Raw genomic sequence first — 21,253 nt, forward strand, 5'->3', positions numbered from 1 at the left:
GTACTACTGCTGGGTGCCGCACTGCGGGGCCAGCTTCTGTTCGTCGGGCGAGAGGGTGGGGCCAGTGGGGCCAGGTGTCGGGACGGTGCCGGTCGGCTTGTTCAGCTTGTCCTGAGCCGCCTTCGCGGCGGCCTTGGCCTTCGCGGCGTTGGTCTTGCTCGTTTCGACCTTCTTGCAGACGTCGGCCTGCTTGGCCAGCTCGTCGGCCTTGTCGGTGGCCTGGCCGAGGCTGCTCAGCGCGATCGTGGCCTCGACCTGGTCGCGCTGGTAGGCCGGCAGGTACTTGAGTTCGATCTCGGGGCGGTCCTGATGGACCTTCGACAGGCTGATCCACGCCAGCTTCTGGTCGATGCCCTGGTAGACGGCGACGTGCTGGTCCTTGGCGCCGACGTAGTACTGGGTCTGCGTCCAGCGGTAGCCGGCGTACAGGCCGCCGCCGATGACGCCGAGGATGACGACCAGGATCACCGAGCGCTTCAGCCACTTGCGCTTCTTGACCGGCTTGTCGAGGTCCGCGTCGTCGAACGAGCCGAAGGAGCCCATCGGCGCCGCGCCGGCCATCGTCGGATCGCCGCTGCCGGGCGGGCCGAAGGAGCCCGCGGGGCCCGTCTGCTGCGGCGGGGGCGTGCGGCCCAGCTCCGAGGCGCGGCCGGCCGGGGTCTGCAGATGCCGCGGGTCGGAGAGCGGCAGCTGGCTGTCGGCGACGGCGCCCACGACCACCGGGGTGTCGTTCAGTTGTCCGGCCAGCGTGTCGCTGTCGTCCACGTCCAGGACGTCGGCGACGATGCAGGTGATGTTGTCGGGGCCGCCACCGCGCAGCGCGAGCTGGATCAGCTCCTGCACGGTCTCGTTGGGTGCCTGGTACCCCGCGAGGGTGTCCTCGAGCGTCTGGTGGCTGACGACACCCGAGAGCCCGTCGGAGCAGATCAGATACCGGTCGCCGACCCGCACCTCGCGGATCGACAGGTCCGGCTCCACGTGCTCGCCACTGCCCAGCGCGCGCATCAGCAGGGAGCGCTGCGGGTGGGTGGTGGCCTCCTCCTCGGTGATCCGGCCCTCGTCGACGAGCCGCTGCACCCAGGTGTGGTCCTGCGTGATCTGCGTGAGCAGACCGTCGCGGAGCAGGTACGCGCGGGAGTCGCCGACGTGGACGAGACCGAGCCGCTGCCCGGTCCACAGCAGAGCGGTGAGCGTGGTGCCCATGCCCTCCAGCTGTGGGTCCTCCTCGACCATGACGCGCAGCTGGTCGTTGGCGCGCCGCACGGCGGTGCCGAGCGACGTCAGGATGTCGGAACCGGGAATGTCGTCGTCGAGCGTGACGATGGTGGAGATCACCTCGGACGAGGCGACCTCACCGGCCGCCTGGCCGCCCATGCCGTCGGCGATCGCGAGCAGGCGCGGACCGGCATAGCCGGAGTCCTCGTTGCCCTCCCGGATCATGCCCTTGTGCGAACCGGCGGCGAAACGCAGGCTCAGAGTCATGCGCACCTCGCCCGTCGGCTCCGGGTACATCCGCACGCTGCCCACCCTCTCGCTCGCTGGCTCCGCTCGCCCATTGTGCGACTACTTCCGCAGCTCGATGACGGTCTTCCCGATGCGGATCGGCGCGCCGATCGGCACCGGGGTCGGCGTGGTCAGCCGATTCCGGTCCAGATAAGTGCCGTTGGTGGATCCGAGGTCCTCGACGATCCACTGGCCGTCCCGGTCCGGGTAGATCCTGGCATGCCGACTGGACGCGTAGTCGTCGTCGAGCACGATTGTTGAGTCGTGCGCCCGGCCGAGCGTGATGGTCTGGCCCTGCAACGCGACCGTGGTACCCGTCAGCGAGCCCTCGGCGACGACCAGCTTGGTCGGGGCGCCACGGCGCTGTCGGTTGTTCTGCGGCTGTTGCCGCTGGTTCTGCGCCTGTTGTTGGCGCTGCTGCGGCGGGCGGGACTGGTCGGCCCCGCGCCGTGCCGCGCGCTGGGTCACCCGGGTCCCGAACAGGTCACTTCTGATGACCTGTACCGCGACGATGACGAACAGCCACAGTACGGCGAGGAAACCCAACCGCATGACCGTCAGGGTCAGCTCTGACATTGCCCCCGCTTCACCCTTCGGCTTGCCGGTACACGATGGTGGTGCTCCCGACGACGATGCGAGAGCCGTCGCGGAGCGTAGCGCGCTGGGTGTGCTGCCCGTCCACCACAATGCCGTTTGTTGATCCGAGGTCTTGGACCACGGAAGGCGATCCGACCCTGATTTCGCAGTGCCGGCGCGAGACGCCGGGGTCGTCGACCCTGACATCAGCCTCGGTGCTGCGGCCGAGAACGAGCGTCGGCCGGGAAATCTGGTGCCGGTTGCCGTTGATCTCGATCCAGCGCCGCACCGCGCCGCCGCCGGGACCGCCCGAGGGCGATCCGGCGCCGGGCAGCCGCGTCACGGGTGCCGGTCCGCCGGCACGTCCGCCCGGAGGCGGTCCCGCCGGCATCGGGGGCGGTCCCGAGGGACGATACGGCGCCGCGGTGCGCGGCGGCTCGTGCCGCTGCATCGGCTGCGGCTGCTGTTGCTGGTGGGGCTGCGGTTGCTGGGACTCGCTGGACGCGAGCGTGCGGCTGCGCACCCGGTACAGGCCGGTGTCGAGGTCGTCGGCCTTCTCCAGGTGGACCTTGATGCCGCCCATGAAGGTGTAGCGCTGCTGCTTGGCGTAGTCCTTCACCATGCCGGCGAGTTCCTCGCCGAGCTGCACGGAGTACGGACTGAGTCGCTCGAAGTCGGGCGTGCTCAGCTCGACGATGAAGTCGTTGGGCACCACAGTGCGGTCGCGGTTCCAGATCGTGGCGTTGTTGTCGCACTCACGCTGGAGCGCGCCCGCGATCTCGACCGGTTGGACCTCGCTCTTGAACACCTTGGCGAAGGTGCCGTTCACAAAGCCCTCGAGACGCTGCTCGAAGCGCTTCATTACTCCCATGGGGCACCTCCCTCCTCGGGCTCTTCCGATACTGCTTACTGATCGTATCCACGCGCCGGGAAAACGGCTGGTTCCCCGATCCCGTGGGACGGAGCAGTGTCAACCCTCACACGGTCCACTCGGATGGTAGATGCGGCTCCTGTCCAGTGTCCCGCAACCGGGGGCGCGGCCGTACAGCGCGGTGCTCTCCGGACAACCCTGCCCGGTGGGAGCCGGGGTACACGGCGCGGACGCCTTCGGAGCCCGACACCCGGACGGGCTCCGGCCCCGGGCCGTGTCCGCCCCGGTGGGCGGGCGGAAACGGGTGTGATTCCACCCCTGCCGCCGTGCTAATCTTCTCGAGTCGGAAGGCGCTCCCGCACTGCCCGGACCACGGTCCGGAGAGTGAAGGAGCATCGACCGGCGCCACTTATTGCGCGAGTGGCGGAACGGCAGACGCGCTGGCTTCAGGTGCCAGTGTCCTTCGGGACGTGGGGGTTCAAATCCCCCCTCGCGCACAGAGTAGAACCGTTGAACGGTCTCTCCGGAGTGACGAAAGTCGCTCGGAGGGGCCGTTTTTCGTTGTCCGGGTGGTTCGGTGTCCTGTGCTCCGGCCGGTGTGCGGCGGGTCGGTGTGATGTGCGGCACTTGTTCGTGCCGCACATCACCGTCGGCGGGTCGTCAGATGGTGTCGAAGTCGCCGTGGCGGCCGAGGCCGGAGGTGAAGCGGTGGGCGCCTTCGGTGATTCCGGCGAGGGCGGCGGAGGCGTTGTGGAGTTCTTGGCGGAGGGCTTCGGGTTCGGGGAGGCCGGCTTGGGTGCGGGTGGACTCTCGGTCGGCGCGCATGCAGGCGGCGGGGTAGCGGGCGATGTCGGCGGCGAGTTCGCGGGCGGCCCGCAGGGCTTCGCCGGGGGGTACCAGGCGGTTGACGAGGCCGATGGCGTGGGCCTCGGGGGCGGGTACCGGGCGGCCGGTGAGGATCAGGTCCGTCGCCCGGCTCTCGCCGATGAGGCGGGGCAGCCGGACGGTGCCGCCGTCGATCAGCGGAACGCCCCAGCGGCGGCAGAAGACGCCGAGGATGGCGTCCTCCTCGGCGACCCGCAGATCGCACCACAGGGCGAGTTCCAGTCCGCCCGCGACGGCGTGGCCGCTGATCGCGGCGATGACGGGTTTGGAGAGCCGCAGCCGGGTGGGTCCCATCGGGCCGTCGCCGTCCTCGGCGACCCGGTTGCCGCGGGCGGTGCCGACGGCCTTGAGGTCCGCGCCGGCGCAGAACGTGCCGCCCCGGCCCCACAGGACGGCGACGGCGGCGTCGGGGTCGGCGTCGAAGTCCCGGAAGGCTGCGGCGAGGGCGGCGGCGGTGGGGCCGTCGACGGCGTTGCGCGCCCCGGGGCGGTTCAGGACGACGGTGGTGACGGGGCCGTCGCGCTCGACCTGGACCGGGGCGTCGGCGGGGTCTTCCGGCGCGTCGTCGGGGGCGGTCACAGGAGGTGGCGGGCGCGGTCGATGAGGGGTGCGGTGTCGGTGCCGGCGGGGAGGGTGCCGAAGGCGCGGCCGTGGTCGCCGCCGAGCCGGGAGGCGCAGAAGGCGTCGGCCGCGGGGCTGCCGTACCGGACGAGCAGCGAGCCCTGCAGGACCAGCGCCATCGACTCCACGATGCGGCGGGTGCGGAATTCGAGGTCGGTGAGGTCGCCGAGCTCCTTCTTGAGCTCCGCCACGGACGCGTCCAGCCGCCGGTCGGCGCCCGCCGCCAGGTCGATCTCGGCGAAGAACGCCTCGACGGAGTCGGGCTGACGGGCCATCGCGCGCAGTGCGTCGAGCGCGGAGACGTTGCCCGAGCCCTCCCAGACCGACAGCAGCGGTGCCTCGCGGTAGAGGCGGGGCATGCCCGATTCCTCGATGTAGCCGTTGCCGCCGAGGCATTCGAGGGCTTCCGCGGCGTGCACAGGGCCGCGTTTGCACACCCAGTACTTGGTGACGGCGAGCGCCAGCCGGCGGAAGGACTCCTCGGCGGCGTCGCCGCGCGCCGCGCGGTCGGTGGCGCCGGCCAGCCGGAACGCCACGGTGGTGGCGGCCTCGGACTCGACGGCGAGGTCCGACAGGACGTTGCGCATCAGCGGCTGGTCGATGAGCGGGGCACCGAACGCCGAGCGGTGCGCGGTGTGGTGGACGGCCCGGATCAGCCCGGCACGCATGGCGGTGGCGGTGCCCAGGACGCAGTCCAGACGGGTCAGGTTGACCATGTCGATGATGGTGCGGACCCCGCGGCCCTCCTCGCCGACGAGATACCCGAGGGCGCCGTCGTACTCGATCTCGGCGGAGGCGTTGGAGCGGTTGCCGAGCTTGTCCTTGAGGCGCTGCAGCTGGATGCGGTTGCGGGTGCCGTCGGGGAGGACGCGCGGCAGCAGGAAGCAGGAGAGGCCGCCGGGGGCCTGCGCGAGGGTCAGGAACAGGTCCGACATGGGCGCGGACGTGAACCACTTGTGGCCGGTCAGCGTGTACGTGCCGGCCTCGCCACCGGCCGGAACGGCCCGGGTGGTGTTGCTGCGGACGTCCGAGCCGCCCTGCTTCTCGGTCATCGACATACCGGCGATGAGACCGCGCTTGCCGGCCGGGGCGCGGAGCCCGAAGTCGTACTCGCGGGCGGCGAGCAGCGGCTCGTACGCGGCGGCGAGCGCGGGGTTGGCGCGCAGGGCGGGGACGACGGCGTACGTCATGGAGACCGGGCAGATGTGGCCGGCTTCGACCTGGCCCCAGACGTAGAGCTTGGCGGCGCGGGCGACATGGGCGCCGGGCCGGTCGTCGCGCCAGGGGGCCGCGTGCAGGCCGTGGCTGACGGCGGTGTCCATCAGTTCGTGCCACGCGGGGTGGAACTCGACCTCGTCGATGCGGTTGCCGTACCGGTCGTGGGTGCGCAGCACCGGTTCGTTCTCGTTGGCCAACCGGCCCAATTCCTGGGCGTGTTCGGTGCCGGCGAGCGTTCCCAGGGTGTGCAGCGAGTCCTCGGACCAGCCGGCGCCCTGGCGGTGCAGGCCCTCGATGAGGGTGGCGTCGGCGGCGACATCGTGGCCGGTCAGGGGCGGTGCTTGGTTGGTGACCTCATGAGTCTGCGGCATTGCGTCCTCCCAGAGCGCGTAGGGCGAAGGAGACGAGGGCGGGGATCAGGTCGTCGGGTGCGCCGCCGTCGGCGAGCGGCCCCACGAGGGCTTCTCCGACGGCCCCCACCAGGGCGGCGGCGGTGAGCTGGGGGTCCTGGGCCGGCAGTCGTCCGGAGGCGACGCCGGCGGCGATCTGTTCCGCGATCACATCGCGGAACGCGCGGCGGAAGACGAGCCGTTCGGCGTCGACGGCGGCGTCGACCGGCTCGGCGAGCAGGGCGTAGGCCAGCCGCGGTGACTTCAGGGCCCGTCCGGCGAAGGTCTCGATGATCGCGGCGACCCGGTCGGGCAGGTCGGCGGGCCGGTTGGCGGCGGCCCGGACGGCCTCGACCTCCCGGCTGCAGACCACCCGGAACAGCTCCGCGACGAGCTCGGCCTTGCTGGGGAACGAGCGGTACACGCTGCCGGCCGCGATACCCGCCCGTTCGGCGACCGCGGCCACCGAGCAGGCGGCGTATCCGCGTTCGGCGAGCAGCTCGACCGCTCCGTGGAGTACGGCGTCGCGCTGGGCGTCGAGGCGCGCCTGGATGGTGGGGGTCCTGCGGTAGGGCATGCGTAGAAGTGAAGCAGTGATTCAGTTCTTCATCAAGACCCGGTCCTGGCTGCCACGGGGGCTCCCTCAGGGCTTCTTCGGGGTGAAGAGCGCGGTGGCCAGGGCCAGTCCGAGGACGGCTCCGGTCAGCTGGGCGGCGATGAAGCCGGGCAGTGATCCGGGGGCGATGCCGGTGAATGTGTCGCTGAAGGAGCGGCCGACGGTGGCGGCGGGGTTGGCGAACGAGCTGGAGGAGGTGAACCAGCAGGCGGCGCCGATATAGGTCGCGACGGCGACGGGTGCCAGCTGCGTACGGCCGCTGCGGACCAGGCCGGTGACGAGCAGGACGAGTCCGGTGGTGGCGACGACTTCGCCCAGCAGCAGATGCCCGGCCGACAGGTCGTGGGTGGACCAGCTGATCAGCGGGCGGTCGAACATGGCGTCCGCGAGCACCGATCCGGCGATGGCGCCGGTGGTCTGCGCGAGGACGTAGAGGGCCACGGTCCGGGCGCCGTACGCGGTCGGGCCGCCGCGTGCGGTCCACCAGTCGGCGAGGGTGACCACGGGGTTGAGATGCGCGCCGGAGACCGGGGCGAGGAGGGTGATCAGCACCCAGAGTCCCAGGGCGGTGGCCAGCACATTGGCCAGCAGCTGCACCCCGACGTCGTGGCTGAGGCGGGTGGCCTGGATGCCGGAGCCGACCACGACGGCCACCAGGGCGGCGGTGCCGACCAGTTCGGCGGCGGCTTTCCTGAGCGGCGGGACAGCTGGCGGGGTGGCTTCCCGCGCCGGCACGGCCTGTGTCTGCATACCCAGATTCTGCGGCCTATTTCGGAATATTGTTTCCGTATCTTGGAAATGAGACAGGTTCGGTATCGCCATCGGCCGGTTCCAGAGGGCCGCTCACTGGTCGGGAAGCCAGTTGCCATGGAATCCGTAGGGCACCCGCTGGGGCAGGTGGATGGTCGCGACCGGCGGGGCGGCGAGGTGCTCGGCGTCCAGAATCACCAGGTCACTGGTACCGGTGCCGGCGTCGTACACATAGGTGAGCAGCCAGCCGGGGCCGCCCGCGAGGTCGTCCACCGGGGCGAAGGCGGCTTCGCCGGGGGTGCGGCCGGGCGCGAACTCATGGCTGGTGACGCCGCCGGTCCGCAGGTCGTAGCGGACCAGGGCGCCGGCCACCGGCCCGCGTCCCAGACCCTCGGCCGTGGTGACATGGCCGAACCGGGCCGGCTGTCCGGCGAGCCGGTCGTCGACCCGGGGGAACTCGCACGGCCGGTCGTCGATCTGCTCCTCGGCGACGGTGCCCGTCACGAGGTCCAGCGTCCAGCGCCACAAGGTGGCGGGCCGGTGGACCAGATCCGGCGCGTAGTGGTGCGGATAGCGCGTGACGTGCAGGACGATCCGGTCACCGTCGCCCTCGTCGTACGCGTTGAGCCCGTGGAAGACGTAGCAGGGGTCGATCGGGAACCAGCGGACGACGCCGTACGGATCGTCCCTGCGCAGCACGCCGAGCCGGGCGCCGTAGGCCGGGTCCCACTGGTACGGCATGCCGCCGCCGGGGCGCATGGCCTCCTGGAGGTTGAAGACCACGGGCAGATCCATGAACACCACGTGGGAGGCGGTGAGATGGAAGTCGTGCATCATCGTGTGCGCCGGGACGTCCACGGGGCGGCTGACGACCAACTCGCCGGAGGCGTCGGCCCGGTGGTACGTGAGGTACGGCGCGGTGAGCCCGCCGTAACCGAAGAAGTGCAGCTCCCCGGTGGTCGGGCAGGTCTTGGGGTGGGCGGTCATCGGGGTCTCGAGCCGGCCGCCGAAGTCGTGCGGTCCGACGGTCTCCAGCTCATGCCCCGGGCGGCAGTCGATCTCGTACGGGAACGAGGCCTCGACCAGGGCGAGGGTGCGGCCCGCGTGCCGGACGATGTGGGTGTTGGCGGGGCCGGCCGTGAGATCCAGATTGCCCTGGTCGTCATAGATCCGGGCGCCGTGGGTGAAGGTCGAGGTACGGACCCAGCGGTTGCGGTACGAGGTGGCGCGGCCGCCTTCCAGACGGACGCCGTGCACCATCCCGGCGCCGAAGAACCAGTGCGGGGAGGCGGCGTCCTGCGGGTTGGGGCCGTTGCGCAAGTACCAGCCGGTCAGCTCGGGTGGGATCGATCCGGTGACCGGCAGGTCGTAGGCGGTCAGTTCCTCCGCGACGGGGGCGAAGTTGCCGGACAGGTGCGGGGCGACGGCGGGCTGCTGGGTCATGCGGGGTCAGCCTTCCTGCGTGCCGGGCTCGGAGAGGCGGGCCCGGACGCGGTCCGGGTAACGGGCGGTGAAGAGCGCGGGGACCACGAAGCCGGCGACCTGGACCGGGATCGAGACACCGCTGCCCAGGTCCGCGGCGTAGATGGGGATCAGTACGGCGGCGGTCACGGTGAAGGCGGCGGCCCAGGCGGCGGTGATCACCACGTTGATCCGGCGGAAGACCGGGGTGTTCCACACCTCGGGCGGCGCCTGGCGCTTGGCGATGCCGGTGGTGAAGGGGCGGCGGACGGCGAGGGTGGCCCAGGCGGTGACGGCCAGCCAGCCGAGCGAGAGCGCCCCGCTGTAGTCCTCCAGGCCGGAGTCCGGACGGGAGAAGGCGACCACGCTGAGGACCGCGAAGAACGCGATCGTGCTGAACTCCAGGATCTGGGACTCGGCGGCGATGCCCGCCTTGCGGTCCTGGATCAGCAGCCAGATGCCGAGGACAAGACCGGTGAGGGCTCCCCACTGCCAGCCGGCCGAGGAGACGGCGGCGAAGGCGATCCAGGGGATGAAGCCGCGCAGGTAGTTCATGACAAGCCTTCCAGTGGTCCGGTCTGGTGTCCGGGTTTCCGGTATTCCATTTCCGACGTGTCAAAAGTAGAACGTCCAGCATTGACGTGTCAAGAGTGGAAGGTAGGATGGACCACATGAGCCTCCGCCACGCACTGCTGGGCCTCTTGGTCGAACGTCCGGCCAGCGGCTACGACCTGATGAAACTGTTCGAGACCTCCCTCGCCAATGTCTGGCCCGCGACCCAGAGCCAGGTCTACGGCGAGCTGGGGCGTCTCGCCGATACGGGCCTGCTGGAAGTGGCCGCGGAAGGACCGCGCGGCCGCAAGGAGTACGCCCTCACCGACGAAGGCCTCGCCGAGCTGCGGCACTGGCTCACCGAGACGGAACCCGACCGGGTGCGCCGCAGCGAAACGTTGCTGCGGGTCTTCTTCCTGGGCGTGCTCACTCCGGTGGAGGCGTGCGCGTACCTCGGGAACGAGGCCTCCCGCGCGGCCGATCACCGGGCCTCGCTGAAGGAGCTGGAGGCGGCGGTGGACTGGGGCGACGACCAGCCGTCCGTCTACGGCCGGCTGGCCCTGGAGTACGGGCTGCGCTTCACCGCCATGCAGGAGGAATGGGCCCGCTGGGCCGCCGACCAGGTCGCGGGCCGCGCGCGCTGAACCGCGTGCCGGTGCCGGGTGCCCGGCGCCGGCACGCGGAGCCGCTGGATCGGCACCGATCGGCCGAGTGGCGGAGCGGCCGGTGCGGACCGGCCGCGCAAGGGTGGCAGGCCGGCGGGAACCGGGGCAGGGTGGTGTCCGTTGGAGCTATTGGGCAAAGGAATCGTCAAGCGGCGCGGCCCGCGCCGGATTGAGCAGGGAGTCCATCATGGGTGTCAGCCTCTCCAAAGGCGGCAATGTCTCGCTGACGAAGGAGGCCCCCGGACTGACGGCGGTCACCGTCGGCCTGGGCTGGGACGTGCGCACGACGACCGGCACCGACTTCGACCTGGACGCGAGTGCGCTGCTGGTCGATACGACCGGCAAGGTTGTCTCGGACAAGCACTTCATCTTCTTCAACAACCTCAAGAGCCCGGACGGTTCTGTCGAGCACACCGGCGACAACCTCACGGGTGAGGGCGAGGGCGACGACGAGGCCGTCAAGGTCAGCCTCGCGACCGTTCCGCCCGAGGTCGACAAGATCGTGTTCCCGGTCTCGATCTATGAGGGCGAGAGCCGTCAGCAGAGCTTCGGCCAGGTCCGCAACGCGTTCATCCGTGTGGTGAACCAGGCGGACAACAACGAACTGGCTCGTTACGACCTCACCGAGGACGCCTCCACCGAGACCGCGATGGTCTTCGGCGAGCTGTACCGCAACGGCGCGGAGTGGAAGTTCCGGGCCGTCGGCCAGGGCTACGCCTCGGGGCTGCGCGGTATCGCGCAGGACTTCGGCGTCAACCTCTGACCTCGGCGTCACCTGCGGAAGGGCCGCGCGACGACTGTCGCGCGGCCCTTCTGTGTCTGCCGTGTCTTCGGCGTCTGCTCCGTCTGCAGCGTTCGCCGTGTCCGCGGTGTTCGCCGGTGGACTCCTAGGCGGGCTGGTCGGCGGGCGCGTTGACCGTGGCCGGGCCGGAAGCCGCGAGCTGCGGCCGGGTGTGGCGGGCCGGGATGAAGGCCGCGATCAGCAGGGCGGCGAGGCCGGCCCCGCAGGCGATCGCGAACGCGACGCGGAAACCGTTCAGCGTGGGCAGCGGCATGCCGCCGAACGGATGCGTCATATGGGCGAGCACCACACCGACGACCGCGCTGGAGACCGAGGTGCCGATCGACCGCATCAGGGTGTTGAGGCCGTTGGCGGCCGCGGTCTCCGACAGCGGCACGGCGCCCATGATCAGTGCGGGCATGGCGGCGTAGGCGAGCGCGATGCCGGTGCCGATCACCGCCGATACCAGGATGACCTCCCAGACGGTGTCCATCAGGAACAGCCCCATGGCGTAACCGGCGGCGACCACCGTCACGCCCAGCATCAGCGAGGTCTTCGGGCCGCGGGCGGCCGAGATCCGCGCCGACAGCGGGGAGATCACGATCATCACCAGCCCGGCGGGCGCCAGGCACAGCCCGGCCGCGACCATCGACTGGCCGAGACCGTAACCGGTCGCCTTGGGCAACTGCAGGAGCTGCGGAAGCACGATCGACATCGCGAAGAGGGCGAACCCGACCAGGACCGACGCGAGGTTGGTGAGCAGCACCTGGGGGCGGGCGGTGGTCCGCAGATCCACCAGCGGCGCGGTGGTCCGCAGCTCGAAGGTGCCCCAGCCGAGCAGGATCAGCACGGCGGCGCCGAGCAGTCCGAGGGTGGTGCCGCTGCCCCAGCCCCAGTCGCCGCCCTTGGACACCGCCAGCAGCAGGCAGACCAGCCCCGCCGAGAGCCCGACCGCACCGGGGAAGTCGAACCGTGCGGGGGTGCGCACCGTCGACTCGGGGACCAGGAAGAAGATGAGCGCGGCGGCCGCCGCCCCGAGCCCGGCCGAGCACAGGAACAGCGAGTGCCAGTCGAAGTGCTGGGCGATCGCCGCGGCACCCGGCATGCCGAGCGCCCCGCCGATGCCGAGCGAGGAGCTCATCAGGGCCATCGCGGAGCCCATCCGCTCCTTGGGCAGCTCGTCACGCATGATGCTGATGCCGAGCGGGATGACGCCCATCGCGCCGCCCTGGAAGGCCCGGCCGACCACCATCGGGAGCAGCGAGGTGGTGAAGGCGCAGATCAGCGAGCCGATGATCAGCAGGCCGAGGCTGAAGAGCAGGATCCGCCGCTTGCCGTACATGTCGCCGAGCCGGCCCATGACGGGGGTGGCGACCGCGCCGGCCAGCAGGGTGGCGGTGATCACCCATGAGGCGTCGGAGGCGGAGGCGTGCAGCAGCTTGGGGAGTTCGGGGATCAGCGGGACCACGAGGGTCTGCATGACCGCCACGACGATGCCCGCGAACGCGAGCACCACGACGATGGAGCTGCCCCGGTCGCGGGCCACTGGATCGGATATCTGGGGCACGTGTACCGCCTCCGGGTGAAGTTGTTGATGTGCACGATACACAGGCTGTGTATCGTGCACATTGCGTCCCTCGTGGGTACGCGCGGCGCGCAGGACGCGGTGACATAGGAGGCAGTGTGCTGGAGCGACTCGAACGGGAGTTGATGCTTGTCGCCCGGCACCAGGTGATGGCCCGCCGGGACCCGGCGGGCGGGCGGCTGGAGAAGTCCGCCTATCTGCTGCTGACCAGGATCGAAGCGGACGGCGCGATGTCCATCGGACAGCTCGCGGAGGCCTTCGGCCTCGACACCTCGACGGTCAACCGGCAGACGGCGGCGCTGCTGCGGGCCGGGCTGGCGGAGCGCGTCGCGGATCCGGACGGCGGAATGGCGCGGAAGCTGCGGATCACCAGTGCCGGCAAGGACCGGCTGACAGCCGACCGGGCGGTCCATCTGGAAGGCCTGGGCTGGGTGCTCGCGGACTGGACGCCGCGGGAGATCGGGCAGTTCGAGGACGTACTCACCCGGTTCAACCGCAGCATCGAGGCGCTGGAGGGACGCGAATGGCCCCGCCCGGAATCGGGCGGGGCCAGCGGCGCGTAACGGGTGACACGTAACGCAGACGGCAGGGCGAGGGGCCTCAGGCTGCCAGGCGGACGGCGAGTGCCTTGGCCTTGGAGACCGCTTCCTCGTGGGCGCGGGTGCGCGACGCGTCGGCCAGGTCCCGGAGGTCGGCCATCTCCGGCTTCACATGAGCGAGCGTCAGCTCAGGGACGATGAAGTCGACTTCGAGGCCGAGCATGCCGGTGAGGACCTTCTCCAGGTAGTTCGAGGCGAACTCGAAGCTCTCCCGCGGGGTGCCGGCGGCGTACGAACCGCCGCGGGCGGTCACGACCGTGACCGGGGTGCCGGCCACCGTGGACCCCTCGCCGCCGGTGCGGCCGATGATGATCACCTGGTCCAGCCATGCCTTGAGGCTGGAGGGGATCGTGAAGTTGTACATCGGGGTGCCGATCAGCACCGCGTCGGCCCGCTCCAGCTCCTCGGCGAGGGTCTCCCGCAGAGCGTGGGCGGCCCGCTGCTCGGGGGTGTGGTCGGCCGCCGGGACGAAGGACGCCGTGATGGCGTCGGCGGTCAGATGGGGGAGCGGATCGGCCGCGAGGTCGCGGTAGATCACGGTGCCGTCCGGGTGCTGCGCCTCCCATTCCTTGCGGAAGGTCGCGGCGACCTCGCGGGAGACGGAGCCCTCGTGGAAGGCGGAGGAGTCGATGTGCAGCAAGGTGGGCATGGGAATGCCTCCACTCTCGGAAGACGGGGCGAACGTCGCGCCACCGTGGGCGTCTGCGTTCTTTCGTATGTAGCTATTGATATCACAGTAGCTTACTTTTCTGCAGTAGCAAGTGGGACGGCAGTACGCTGTACCCATGCAACGGGGACAGCAGGCGCAGGCAGAGCTCGGGGCCGAGGTGTGTACGGGCGTCGACATCGCGCTCACGCGCGTCTTCGAGCTGCTGGGAAAACGGTGGACCGGGCTGATCGTGGCCGTCCTCACCCAGCGGGCGGCGTACTACGCCGACCTGCGGAGAGCCCTCCCCAAGATCAGCGAGCGCATGCTGTCGGACCGGTTGAGCGAGCTGGTCGACGCCGGACTGGTCGTCCGTGAGGTCGACGAAGGCCCGCCGCTGCGCGTGACCTACCGGCTCACCGAGGCCGGCCTCGGTCTCGGCCCGGCCCTGCACGAGCTGGGCCAGTGGGCCGAGACGTATCTGCTGGGCGGCATCGACGCAGCGGGCGACCCGGCCGGGCCGTGCGCGGGCGCGCACGCCAGCCCCTCCCGGCCCCAGCAGCCCGAGATCTGCTGAACGACCCGGCGCGGTCGCACCGGTCCGGGAGTCGAAGTCCCGTCCCGAAGCCGAAGTTCTAGCCCGGCAGCGGGAGTTCGAACCAGACGACCTTGCCGACCGCCTTGCGGCTCGTACCCCAGCGCCGCGACAGATGCGAGACGAGCGCGAGGCCGCGCCCCTCCTCGTCGTCCGCGTCGGCCCGCCGCAACTGCGGCAGGTTGTGATCGTCGTCGCTGACCTCGACCAGCAGCTTGCCGACGTTCATCAGCCGCAGCTGGACGTCGTGCGACGCCACCCGCAGCGCATTGGTGACCAGCTCGCTGACCAGCAGTTCCGTGACGTCCATGAGCCGGTCGAGACCCCAGATGCCGAGCTGCTGCCGGGTGAGCTCACGCGCGGTGCGGACCTCCGCGTCGTCCATGCGCAGCGTCCACTGGGCGACGTCCTTGGAGGCGATGCCCTCGAACCGGGCGACGAGCAGGGCGACATCGTCCCGCCGGTCCTCGGAGTGCAGCCGGCTGAGGATCTGCGCGCACACGTCCTCGGGGGTCTGCTGCGGCTCGATGACATTGGCACACAGGGCGGCAAGACCCGCGTCTATCCCCTGGCCGCGGACCTCGACCAGGCCGTCCGTGCACAGCACCAGCCAACTGCCGTCCGGCACCGGGATCTCGACCGTCTCGAACGGCACGCCCCCGACGCCGATCGGCGCTCCCTTGGGGATCTGCAGCAGCTCGCTGACCCCGTCGTGGCGGGCCAGGACGGGCGGGATGTGACCGGCGTTGGCGAGGGTCAGATTGCGGTGGATCGGGTCGTAGACCGCGTAGACGCAGGTGGCGAGGTGTTCGGGGCCCAGCCGGTGCGCGAGGTTGTCGAGGTGCCGCAGCAGCTGCGCCGGCGGCAGGTCGAGGGCGGCCATGGTGATGACGGACGTGCGGAACTGGCCCATGACGGCGGCGCTGATCAGGCCGTGCCCCATCACATCGCCGACGATGAGCGCGACACGGCCGCCCGGGAGCTGGATCGCGTCGAACCAGTCGCCGCCGACCTGCGCCTGGCGGTCGCCCGGCATGTAGTGGTGCGCGATGCGCACGCCGGGGATCTTGGGCGGCCGGGTCGGCATCATGCTGCGCTGCAGCGTCGCGGCGGCCCGGGACTCGAAGCGGTGCAGCCGGGCGTTGTCGAGGTGGACGGCGCCGCGGGTGACGATCTCGCCGGCGGTCGCGGCGTCCTTGGCGTCGAACGGGCGCCGGTTCGGCTGGCGCAGGAAGCACATCCGGCCGAGGACCGTACCGCGCGCGGTGAGCGGGACCACGACCATGGAACGGCCGGGCAGCAGCGGGCCGAGGGCCGGCACGCCCAGGTCGAGCGCGAGGTCCTGGGCGAGCCCCGGTTCGATGACGGGGACGAGCAGCGGCTCGCTCAGGCGGGGGGTGATGTCGTCGGCGGAGAGGGTGATCAACTCGCCCTCCGGGACGGCGCTGTCCCAGGCGCCGGGCGGCCCGTGCAGGGCGACGGCGACCCGGCGGAGCAGGACGGTGTCGGACGGCCGGTCGTCCTTCGGCAGCTCGGTGTCGGAGAACAGCTGGTCGACGATGAGGATCGCCGCGAAGTCCGCGAAGCGCGGGACGGTCACGGCGCACAGCTCGCGTGCGGTGGTGTCGAGATCGAGGGTGCTGCCGACCTTGGTGCCGGTCTCACGGAGTAACGCGAGCTGTTCGTCCAGCACATGGCCGGGAGCGGGCGTCGCGAAGACCGGTACGGCGGGGACGGCGGTCAGGCCGTCGGCGCCGGTGCGTACCCCGGTGGTCCGGCCCATGGCGGAGTTGCCGGCCGAGTTCCCGGCGGCCGGTGCGACTGTCGTCTCGACGGACGTTCCGGAGCCCGAACGGGGTGCGGGGAGCAGCTCCCGGCGGTTGGTGCGGGCCGGGCGCAACGTTCCGCCATCGGCCTCGTACTCCCTGGGCAGGACCGGGAGTTCCGTGCTGCCGTCCACCCGCAGGACGGGGTAGCCGAGCGGGACGACCTGCCGCATGATCCGTTCGAGGCGGCCGGCGCTCACCCGGGGCAGCACGATGCCGAGCCGGTTGGTCAGCTGCCGGGCGTGCGCCAGGTCGGGGACGGGCGCGAGCTGGGCGGAGACCGAGATGCCCTCGCGGGCCTCGCGCGCCGGCTCCTCCGCGGCGTACGGCAGCAGGCGGTCGCCGAGGGCGATCCGCAGCGAACCAGCGCGCAGTGGCTTGGCGTTGGCGGCGATGGCCAGCAGGCTGCGGCCGGCGGGTTCCATGATCCGGTACGTCCACCACAGCACGTCGCGAACGGTGCCGTCCCGGTCGGTGGTGGCGAGCGAACCGGCCCAGGCGGGGTGGGTGAGGTCGTCCAGCAGATCGAGGGTGTCCTCGTGCGGAGCGCCGGAGGCGGTCAGCAGCCCGGAGGCACGATGGCCGAAAACGCCTTCCCAGCGGTGGCCGAAGAGCTCCTCGGAGCCGCGGTTCCAGTAGGAGACGCGGCCGTCGGGATCCACGCAGATGACGGCGAGCCGCAGGAGCGCGGCCACCCCGGTGGTGGCCAGCGGCGCCGCGGCGGAGCCGTTGCCGGCCGCGGTGCCGGCTGTGCTGCCGCTGCCGTTTCCGGAGGCAGAGTCGACGGACACGTCCATCTCCGTCTTCGCTTCCGCGCCGGCGGCCGAACCCTTGGACGGGCTTTTGGCCGTATCGGCGGACTGGGAAAGCCGGGTCATCTCGTTCAACGTCGTGCACCTGCGGTTCGGCGCTGAGTAGGGTCCTGGCTCAAGGCAAGCACGAAACTTCGGGCGGGGTCGACCAAATGGCCAGATTGCCCCCAGTGGTGGGGTAAGTGGCATCGGGGCGTCCGCTCGCTGACGGGGAGAGCGCATGAGCGAGTTGAGGGTGCCGCGGACCACGGGGTTCGCGCGCTGGCCGCACGAGGCCACGGCGAGGACCGCGGGCAAGGCGCTGCGGGGCCGGGTGCCCCGGTCGGCACACGACCAGCTGCCGGCCGGCGGTGACCGGCCGGGCCCGCTGGGGGCGCTGGAGGCGTCGAATTCCGGCCGGATCGAAGCGCTGATACCGCTCCGCGTCGGACGGATGGCGGCGAGCCCGTTCTCCTTCCTGCGCGGTTCCGCGGGGCTGATGGCGGCCGATCTCGTCGACACCCCGGTGACCGGTGTCGGCGCCCAGATCTGCGGTGACGCGCACGCCGCGAACTTCGGCCTCTACGGCGACGCCCGCGGCCGGCTGGTCATGGACATCAACGATTTCGACGAGACGCTGCTCGGCCCGTGGGAATGGGATGTGAAGCGGCTCGCGGCCTCGCTGGTGCTCGCCGGGCGGGAGGCGGGCGCGTCCGAGGACATCTGCCGGTCGGCGGCGTACGACGCGGTCGGCGCGTACCGGCGCACCATGCGGCTGCTGGCCAAGCTGCCGGTGCTGGACGCGTGGAACGCCATCGCGCACGAGGAGCTGGTCGCGCACGCGGACGCGCGCGATCTGCTGGGCACGCTGGAACAGGTGTCGGCCAAGGCGCGGAAGAACACCAGCGCGAAGTTCGTCGCGCGGTCGACCGAGCTGCTGGAAGACGGCGGACGGCGCTTCGTCGACGCGCTGCCCGTGCTGCGGCGGGTGCCGGACGCGGAGGCCGCGGCGGTCGCCGGAGCGCTGGACGGCTATCTGCGGACGGTGTCGGAGGACCGGCTGCCGCTGCTCGCGCGCTACGCGGTGCACGATGTGGCGTTCCGGGTGGTGGGGACCGGCAGCGTGGGGACCAGGTCGTACGTGGTGCTGCTGCTCGACCACCTCGGGGAGCCGCTGGTGCTCCAGGTGAAGGAGGCGCGGGCGTCCGCGCTGCGGCCGTACGTGGCGAAGGCCGGATTCGACACCGCGGAGGCGGATGCCGCCTCCAGCTCCGCGCGCGGCTCGCACGATGCGCACGGCTCGCACGGTGCGCACGAGGGCCGGCGGGTGGTGCTCGGGCAGAAGCGGATGCAGGTGGTCAGCGACATCCTGCTGGGGTGGACGTCCGTGGACGGGCTGCCCTACCAGGTGCGCCAGTTCCGGAACCGGAAGGGGAGCGTGGATCCGGCGTCGCTGGAGGCGGGGCTGATCGACGACTACGCGCGCATGACCGGGGCGCTGCTCGCGCGGGCGCACTCGCACAGCGCGGATCCGCGGCTGATCGCCGGGTACTGCGGCAAGAACGAGGAGCTGGACACGGCGATCACGTCCTTCGCGGTGGCGTACGCGGACCGCACGGAGGCCGATCACGCGGAGCTGCTCGGCGCGATCAGGACGGGGAAGGTCGCGGCGGAACTCGGAATCTAGGGCGTCGGTCCTGGCTCGGTCCTGGCTCGGACCTGCCTCGGTTGCGGTCCGATCCGGTCCGAGCCGGTCTTGATCCGGTCTTGATCCGGTGCGAAACGGAATCTTTCGGGGGCGCGGAAGGGGTGTGGGGCCCGGCGGTACGGCTCCGGGGCATGGCTTCGGTGCCGGGCCCCGGGACGGGGGGCCGCCGGAATCCGTACGCTGTGCGGGTGACGAACCCGGAAGCGGAACAGGTGGATCAAGCGGCCTCCCAGCGGTTGGCGAAGGCGGTGCGCGCCGCTGAGCAGGCGCTCATCGAGTTCGAGATCGCGGTGGAGACCTTCCGGGTCGAGGTGGACAACTTCTCCCGGCTGCATCACCAGCGGCTCGGCCCGATGTATGCCCGGCTGGACGAGCTGGACGCCCTGATCGCGGAGGCGGTGGCGGCGAACAGCGGCGACCGTGAGGACATCGAGCGGGCCTGGGAGGCCCGCGCCCTCGTCATGCCCATGCCGGGCATAGAGGAGCTCTTCGAGGGGATGCTCGGCCAGGACGGTGTGCGGCCGGTCGAGGACCCCAATCCGCCGCGCCGGGTGCGGCCGGGCAAGGAGGCGCAGCGGCTCTACCGCGAGCTCGCCCGCAAGGCGCACCCGGACCTGGCGCAGGACGAGGCGGAGAAGGAGCGGCGCAGCGTCTTCATCGCACGGGTCAACGAGGCCTACGCGGACGCCGACGAGGACCGGCTGCGCGAGCTGGGGGCGGAGTGGGAGGCCGGGCCGGTGCTCGAGGAGGAGCTGCCGACCGAGGCGGAGGTGCTCTACGCCCGGCTGGAGTGGCTGGCCGAACGCAAGGAGGCGCTGTCCGTGATCGCCACGGATCTGGACGGCAGCGCGATCGGGCAGATGATGAAGCTGTCCCCCGACGATCCTGACGGGCTGCTCAACGAGATCGCCGAGCAGCTGCTGGAACAGGTCGGGGCGCGGGAGGCACGGCTCGCCGAGCTGGTCCGGCCCGCTGAGGGCTGAGGTAGTTTTCTCAGGTCCGCTGTGTGTGTCGTGCGCGCTGAGCCCGCTGAACGCGAGCTGAGCCCGCGCCGAGCCCGTGCTGAGCTCGTTGTGCCGAGGAGGCCCTTCCCATGTTCAACTCCCAGCTGCCCGCCGTCGACGCCGCCGGTGTTCCGGCCGATGGCATCCTGCTGGACGTCCGGGAGAACGACGAGTGGGCGGCCGGGCACGCGCAGCACGCCCTCCACATCCCCATGGGCGAGGTCGTGAGCCGGATCGCCGAGGTGCCGGACGGCGGCACGGTGCATGTGGTCTGCCGGGTCGGCGGACGGTCGGCGCAGGTCGCCCAGTACCTGATCGCCCAGGGCGTCGACGCGGTGAACGTGGACGGCGGGATGCTCGGCTGGGAAGCGGCCGGGCGGCCGCTGGTGTCGGACGGCGGCGGCCCGGCCTTCGTCCTGTAGCAGGCCCCCAGGCCTCAGCCGAGCGGGTGGGCGGCGATCAGGTCGCCCAGGACCTCCTCGTGGGCGGCGGCGGGACCGAGCGACAGCTCCAGCTGCTTGGCCCAGGCGTGGTAGCGGTGCAGCGCGTAGTCGGTGTCCGCGCCGAAGCCGCCGTGCAGGTGCTGCGCGGTCTGCACGACCCGCCGTACGCCCTCCGACGCCCAGATCTTCGCGACCGCGACATCGCCGGTGAAGGGCAGCGCGCCGGGGGTGTCGATGCTCAGCCGCCAGGCGGCCTGCCAGAGGGTGGCCTCCATCGCCCGCAGGTCGATGTAGCGGTCGGCGGCCTGCACCGCGACCGCCTGGAAGGTCGCGATGGGGTACCCGAACTGCTCACGCTTGCCGGCGTAGGAGCTGGTCATGCCGAGGACCGCCTCGCCGAGGCCCAGAGCCAGGGCGCAGGTGCCGGTGGCGAGCACATTGCGCAGCCACTCCCAGCTGCCGTCCGCGGTGATGACGTCATCGGCCGGGATCCGTACCCCGTCGAACGTGATCTCGGCGAACCGCTCACCGCTGGTGGAGACCTGCTCGGCGAGCGTGACGCCCTCGTGGAGCCGGGGGACCACCGCGATGACCGGCCGGCCCTCGGTGGTGTGGGCCGGCACCAGGATGTGATCGGCCTGCTGCGCCCATGGGACGGCCGTCTGCACCCCGTCGAGCAGCCACTGGCCCGGCTCCTCGGTCCCGTCGTCCTGGTGCTGCCGCGCCTGAACGGAGAGCTCGGCCCCGTCATGGCCGGTGCGGCCGTTGGCGGCGACGGTGAGGACGACCCCGCCGCTGCCCGCCGCCGGAAGCAGCCGGGCGCGCAGCGCCGCGGAGCCGTAGGTCTGTACGGCGAGCCCGGCGGCGTAGGTCTCCAGCAGCGGCACCCGGGCGAGCACCTTGCCGGCCTCACGCAGCACGAGGCACAGCGCCATCGGGTCGAGACCGGCGCCGCCGTAGGTGCCGGCCAGGGCGAGGCTCAGCAGATCGCTGTCCGCGAGCTTGCGCCAGAGGGCGCGGTCGAAGTCCTCGGCGACGGCCCCCTGGGTCAGCGCGGGGCTGGGGACCGAGTCCGGCGCGACTCCCGAGAACACGGCCCGCGCCGCCTCGACCGCCGCCAGTTGCTCCTCGGTGAAGCTGAAGTCCACTGCTAGCCCCTCCCACCGCT

General features: G+C 71.4%; 20 protein-coding genes and 1 tRNA gene. 8 read left to right on the forward strand and 13 right to left on the reverse strand.

Annotation, left to right across the window (positions count from 1 at the left end; all coding sequences use genetic code 11):
• Positions 1 to 3: 3 nt before the first annotated feature.
• From C6N31_RS06840 to C6N31_RS06850, 3 genes are read right to left on the reverse strand one after another with little or no spacing between them, the layout of a single operon-like run.
• On the reverse strand, positions 4 to 1,512 hold the full coding sequence (locus C6N31_RS06840) for a PP2C family protein-serine/threonine phosphatase (protein ID WP_269283049.1): 1,509 nt from the start codon (positions 1,510 to 1,512) through the stop codon (positions 4 to 6).
• A 51-nt stretch (positions 1,513 to 1,563) separates the two neighbouring features.
• Positions 1,564 to 2,079: an FHA domain-containing protein FhaB/FipA gene (locus C6N31_RS06845; protein WP_138351203.1), complete on the reverse strand. Its 516-nt coding sequence runs from the start codon at positions 2,077 to 2,079 to the stop codon at positions 1,564 to 1,566.
• A 10-nt stretch (positions 2,080 to 2,089) separates the two neighbouring features.
• On the reverse strand, positions 2,090 to 2,950 hold the full coding sequence (locus tag C6N31_RS06850) for an FHA domain-containing protein (protein WP_138351204.1): 861 nt from the start codon (positions 2,948 to 2,950) through the stop codon (positions 2,090 to 2,092).
• Between the two features lie 414 nt (positions 2,951 to 3,364).
• Here C6N31_RS06850 and C6N31_RS06855 point away from each other — a divergent pair.
• Positions 3,365 to 3,447: transfer RNA gene (locus C6N31_RS06855), tRNA-Leu, on the forward strand.
• A 163-nt stretch (positions 3,448 to 3,610) separates the two neighbouring features.
• Here C6N31_RS06855 and C6N31_RS06860 read toward each other — a convergent pair.
• From C6N31_RS06860 to C6N31_RS06885, 6 genes are all read right to left on the reverse strand, one after another.
• Positions 3,611 to 4,414: a crotonase/enoyl-CoA hydratase family protein gene (locus C6N31_RS06860; RefSeq protein WP_198357260.1), complete on the reverse strand. Its 804-nt coding sequence runs from the start codon at positions 4,412 to 4,414 to the stop codon at positions 3,611 to 3,613.
• Positions 4,411 to 6,045 (reverse strand): acyl-CoA dehydrogenase family protein, encoded by a 1,635-nt coding sequence (locus C6N31_RS06865; protein WP_198357261.1) that lies wholly within the window; start codon positions 6,043 to 6,045, stop codon positions 4,411 to 4,413. The genes C6N31_RS06860 and C6N31_RS06865 overlap by 4 nt, the downstream gene beginning before the upstream one ends.
• Complete coding sequence (locus C6N31_RS06870) at positions 6,029 to 6,640, reverse strand: TetR/AcrR family transcriptional regulator (protein WP_138351207.1); 612 nt, start codon at positions 6,638 to 6,640, stop codon at positions 6,029 to 6,031. Before C6N31_RS06870 ends, C6N31_RS06865 begins: the two co-directional genes overlap by 17 nt.
• A gap of 66 nt (positions 6,641 to 6,706) precedes the next feature.
• Positions 6,707 to 7,429 (reverse strand): aquaporin, encoded by a 723-nt coding sequence (locus tag C6N31_RS06875; protein ID WP_187144949.1) that lies wholly within the window; start codon positions 7,427 to 7,429, stop codon positions 6,707 to 6,709.
• 93 nt (positions 7,430 to 7,522) lie between these two features.
• Positions 7,523 to 8,872, reverse strand: a complete 1,350-nt coding sequence (locus C6N31_RS06880) for a carotenoid oxygenase family protein (RefSeq protein WP_198357262.1) — start codon at positions 8,870 to 8,872, stop codon at positions 7,523 to 7,525.
• 6 nt (positions 8,873 to 8,878) lie between these two features.
• Positions 8,879 to 9,445, reverse strand: a complete 567-nt coding sequence (locus C6N31_RS06885; RefSeq protein ID WP_138351210.1) for a hypothetical protein — start codon at positions 9,443 to 9,445, stop codon at positions 8,879 to 8,881.
• A 116-nt stretch (positions 9,446 to 9,561) separates the two neighbouring features.
• Between C6N31_RS06885 and C6N31_RS06890 the strand changes: the two genes are divergently transcribed.
• Positions 9,562 to 10,086: a PadR family transcriptional regulator gene (locus C6N31_RS06890; RefSeq protein WP_138351211.1), complete on the forward strand. Its 525-nt coding sequence runs from the start codon at positions 9,562 to 9,564 to the stop codon at positions 10,084 to 10,086.
• 208 nt (positions 10,087 to 10,294) lie between these two features.
• Positions 10,295 to 10,870, forward strand: coding sequence for a TerD family protein (locus C6N31_RS06895; RefSeq protein ID WP_138351212.1), 576 nt, complete (start codon positions 10,295 to 10,297; stop codon positions 10,868 to 10,870).
• 124 nt (positions 10,871 to 10,994) lie between these two features.
• On the opposite strand, the gene C6N31_RS06900 is transcribed toward C6N31_RS06895, so the two are convergent.
• Positions 10,995 to 12,455 (reverse strand): MFS transporter, encoded by a 1,461-nt coding sequence (locus C6N31_RS06900; protein ID WP_244809294.1) that lies wholly within the window; start codon positions 12,453 to 12,455, stop codon positions 10,995 to 10,997.
• Positions 12,456 to 12,598: 143 nt separating this feature from the next.
• Here C6N31_RS06900 and C6N31_RS06905 point away from each other — a divergent pair, with 143 nt between their 5' ends.
• Positions 12,599 to 13,036 carry a MarR family winged helix-turn-helix transcriptional regulator gene (locus tag C6N31_RS06905; RefSeq protein ID WP_138351339.1) on the forward strand — a complete coding sequence of 146 codons (438 nt, stop codon included), beginning with the start codon at positions 12,599 to 12,601 and terminating at the stop codon, positions 13,034 to 13,036.
• Between the two features lie 37 nt (positions 13,037 to 13,073).
• Here C6N31_RS06905 and C6N31_RS06910 read toward each other — a convergent pair whose 3' ends face one another.
• Entirely contained in the window at positions 13,074 to 13,721 is a 648-nt protein-coding gene (locus C6N31_RS06910) for an FMN-dependent NADH-azoreductase (RefSeq protein ID WP_138351213.1), read from the reverse strand.
• Between the two features lie 136 nt (positions 13,722 to 13,857).
• On the opposite strand from C6N31_RS06910, the gene C6N31_RS06915 reads away from it, so the two are divergent.
• Entirely contained in the window at positions 13,858 to 14,295 is a 438-nt protein-coding gene (locus C6N31_RS06915) for a winged helix-turn-helix transcriptional regulator (RefSeq protein WP_138351214.1), read from the forward strand.
• Positions 14,296 to 14,353: 58 nt separating this feature from the next.
• On the opposite strand, the gene C6N31_RS06920 is transcribed toward C6N31_RS06915, so the two are convergent.
• A complete protein-coding gene (locus C6N31_RS06920; protein ID WP_198357308.1) occupies positions 14,354 to 16,936 on the reverse strand; it encodes an ATP-binding SpoIIE family protein phosphatase in 2,583 nt (860 codons plus the stop codon).
• Positions 16,937 to 17,171: 235 nt separating this feature from the next.
• Between C6N31_RS06920 and C6N31_RS06925 the strand changes: the two genes are divergently transcribed.
• From C6N31_RS06925 to C6N31_RS06935, 3 genes are all read left to right on the forward strand, one after another.
• Positions 17,172 to 18,617 (forward strand): DUF2252 domain-containing protein, encoded by a 1,446-nt coding sequence (locus C6N31_RS06925; protein ID WP_138351215.1) that lies wholly within the window; start codon positions 17,172 to 17,174, stop codon positions 18,615 to 18,617.
• Between the two features lie 152 nt (positions 18,618 to 18,769).
• Positions 18,770 to 19,621: a hypothetical protein gene (locus tag C6N31_RS06930; protein WP_374117298.1), complete on the forward strand. Its 852-nt coding sequence runs from the start codon at positions 18,770 to 18,772 to the stop codon at positions 19,619 to 19,621.
• 110 nt (positions 19,622 to 19,731) lie between these two features.
• On the forward strand, positions 19,732 to 20,064 hold the full coding sequence (locus C6N31_RS06935; protein ID WP_138351217.1) for a rhodanese-like domain-containing protein: 333 nt from the start codon (positions 19,732 to 19,734) through the stop codon (positions 20,062 to 20,064).
• Between the two features lie 14 nt (positions 20,065 to 20,078).
• On the opposite strand, the gene C6N31_RS06940 is transcribed toward C6N31_RS06935, so the two are convergent.
• Positions 20,079 to 21,233 carry an acyl-CoA dehydrogenase family protein gene (locus tag C6N31_RS06940; RefSeq protein WP_138351218.1) on the reverse strand — a complete coding sequence of 385 codons (1,155 nt, stop codon included), beginning with the start codon at positions 21,231 to 21,233 and terminating at the stop codon, positions 20,079 to 20,081.
• Positions 21,234 to 21,253 lie beyond the last annotated feature (20 nt).

Source organism: Streptomyces fildesensis, from assembly GCF_016107395.1.
In the GTDB taxonomy this organism is placed as follows: domain Bacteria; phylum Actinomycetota; class Actinomycetes; order Streptomycetales; family Streptomycetaceae; genus Actinacidiphila; species Actinacidiphila fildesensis.

Coding starts and splice junctions, on each gene's coding strand:
- C6N31_RS06930 (WP_374117298.1), top strand. CDS start 18,770: ATGGCTTCGGTGCCGGGCCCCGGGACGGGGGGCCGCCGGAATCCGTAC.
- C6N31_RS06895 (WP_138351212.1), top strand. CDS start 10,295: ATGGGTGTCAGCCTCTCCAAAGGCGGCAATGTCTCGCTGACGAAGGAG.
- C6N31_RS06875 (WP_187144949.1), bottom strand. CDS start 7,429: ATGCAGACACAGGCCGTGCCGGCGCGGGAAGCCACCCCGCCAGCTGTC.
- C6N31_RS06865 (WP_198357261.1), bottom strand. CDS start 6,045: ATGCCGCAGACTCATGAGGTCACCAACCAAGCACCGCCCCTGACCGGC.
- C6N31_RS06870 (WP_138351207.1), bottom strand. CDS start 6,640: ATGCCCTACCGCAGGACCCCCACCATCCAGGCGCGCCTCGACGCCCAG.
- C6N31_RS06910 (WP_138351213.1), bottom strand. CDS start 13,721: ATGCCCACCTTGCTGCACATCGACTCCTCCGCCTTCCACGAGGGCTCC.
- C6N31_RS06840 (WP_269283049.1), bottom strand. CDS start 1,512: ATGTACCCGGAGCCGACGGGCGAGGTGCGCATGACTCTGAGCCTGCGT.
- C6N31_RS06925 (WP_138351215.1), top strand. CDS start 17,172: ATGAGCGAGTTGAGGGTGCCGCGGACCACGGGGTTCGCGCGCTGGCCG.
- C6N31_RS06915 (WP_138351214.1), top strand. CDS start 13,858: ATGCAACGGGGACAGCAGGCGCAGGCAGAGCTCGGGGCCGAGGTGTGT.
- C6N31_RS06885 (WP_138351210.1), bottom strand. CDS start 9,445: ATGAACTACCTGCGCGGCTTCATCCCCTGGATCGCCTTCGCCGCCGTC.
- C6N31_RS06935 (WP_138351217.1), top strand. CDS start 19,732: ATGTTCAACTCCCAGCTGCCCGCCGTCGACGCCGCCGGTGTTCCGGCC.
- C6N31_RS06890 (WP_138351211.1), top strand. CDS start 9,562: ATGAGCCTCCGCCACGCACTGCTGGGCCTCTTGGTCGAACGTCCGGCC.
- C6N31_RS06905 (WP_138351339.1), top strand. CDS start 12,599: ATGCTTGTCGCCCGGCACCAGGTGATGGCCCGCCGGGACCCGGCGGGC.
- C6N31_RS06845 (WP_138351203.1), bottom strand. CDS start 2,079: ATGTCAGAGCTGACCCTGACGGTCATGCGGTTGGGTTTCCTCGCCGTA.
- C6N31_RS06850 (WP_138351204.1), bottom strand. CDS start 2,950: ATGGGAGTAATGAAGCGCTTCGAGCAGCGTCTCGAGGGCTTTGTGAAC.
- C6N31_RS06880 (WP_198357262.1), bottom strand. CDS start 8,872: ATGACCCAGCAGCCCGCCGTCGCCCCGCACCTGTCCGGCAACTTCGCC.
- C6N31_RS06920 (WP_198357308.1), bottom strand. CDS start 16,936: ATGGACGTGTCCGTCGACTCTGCCTCCGGAAACGGCAGCGGCAGCACA.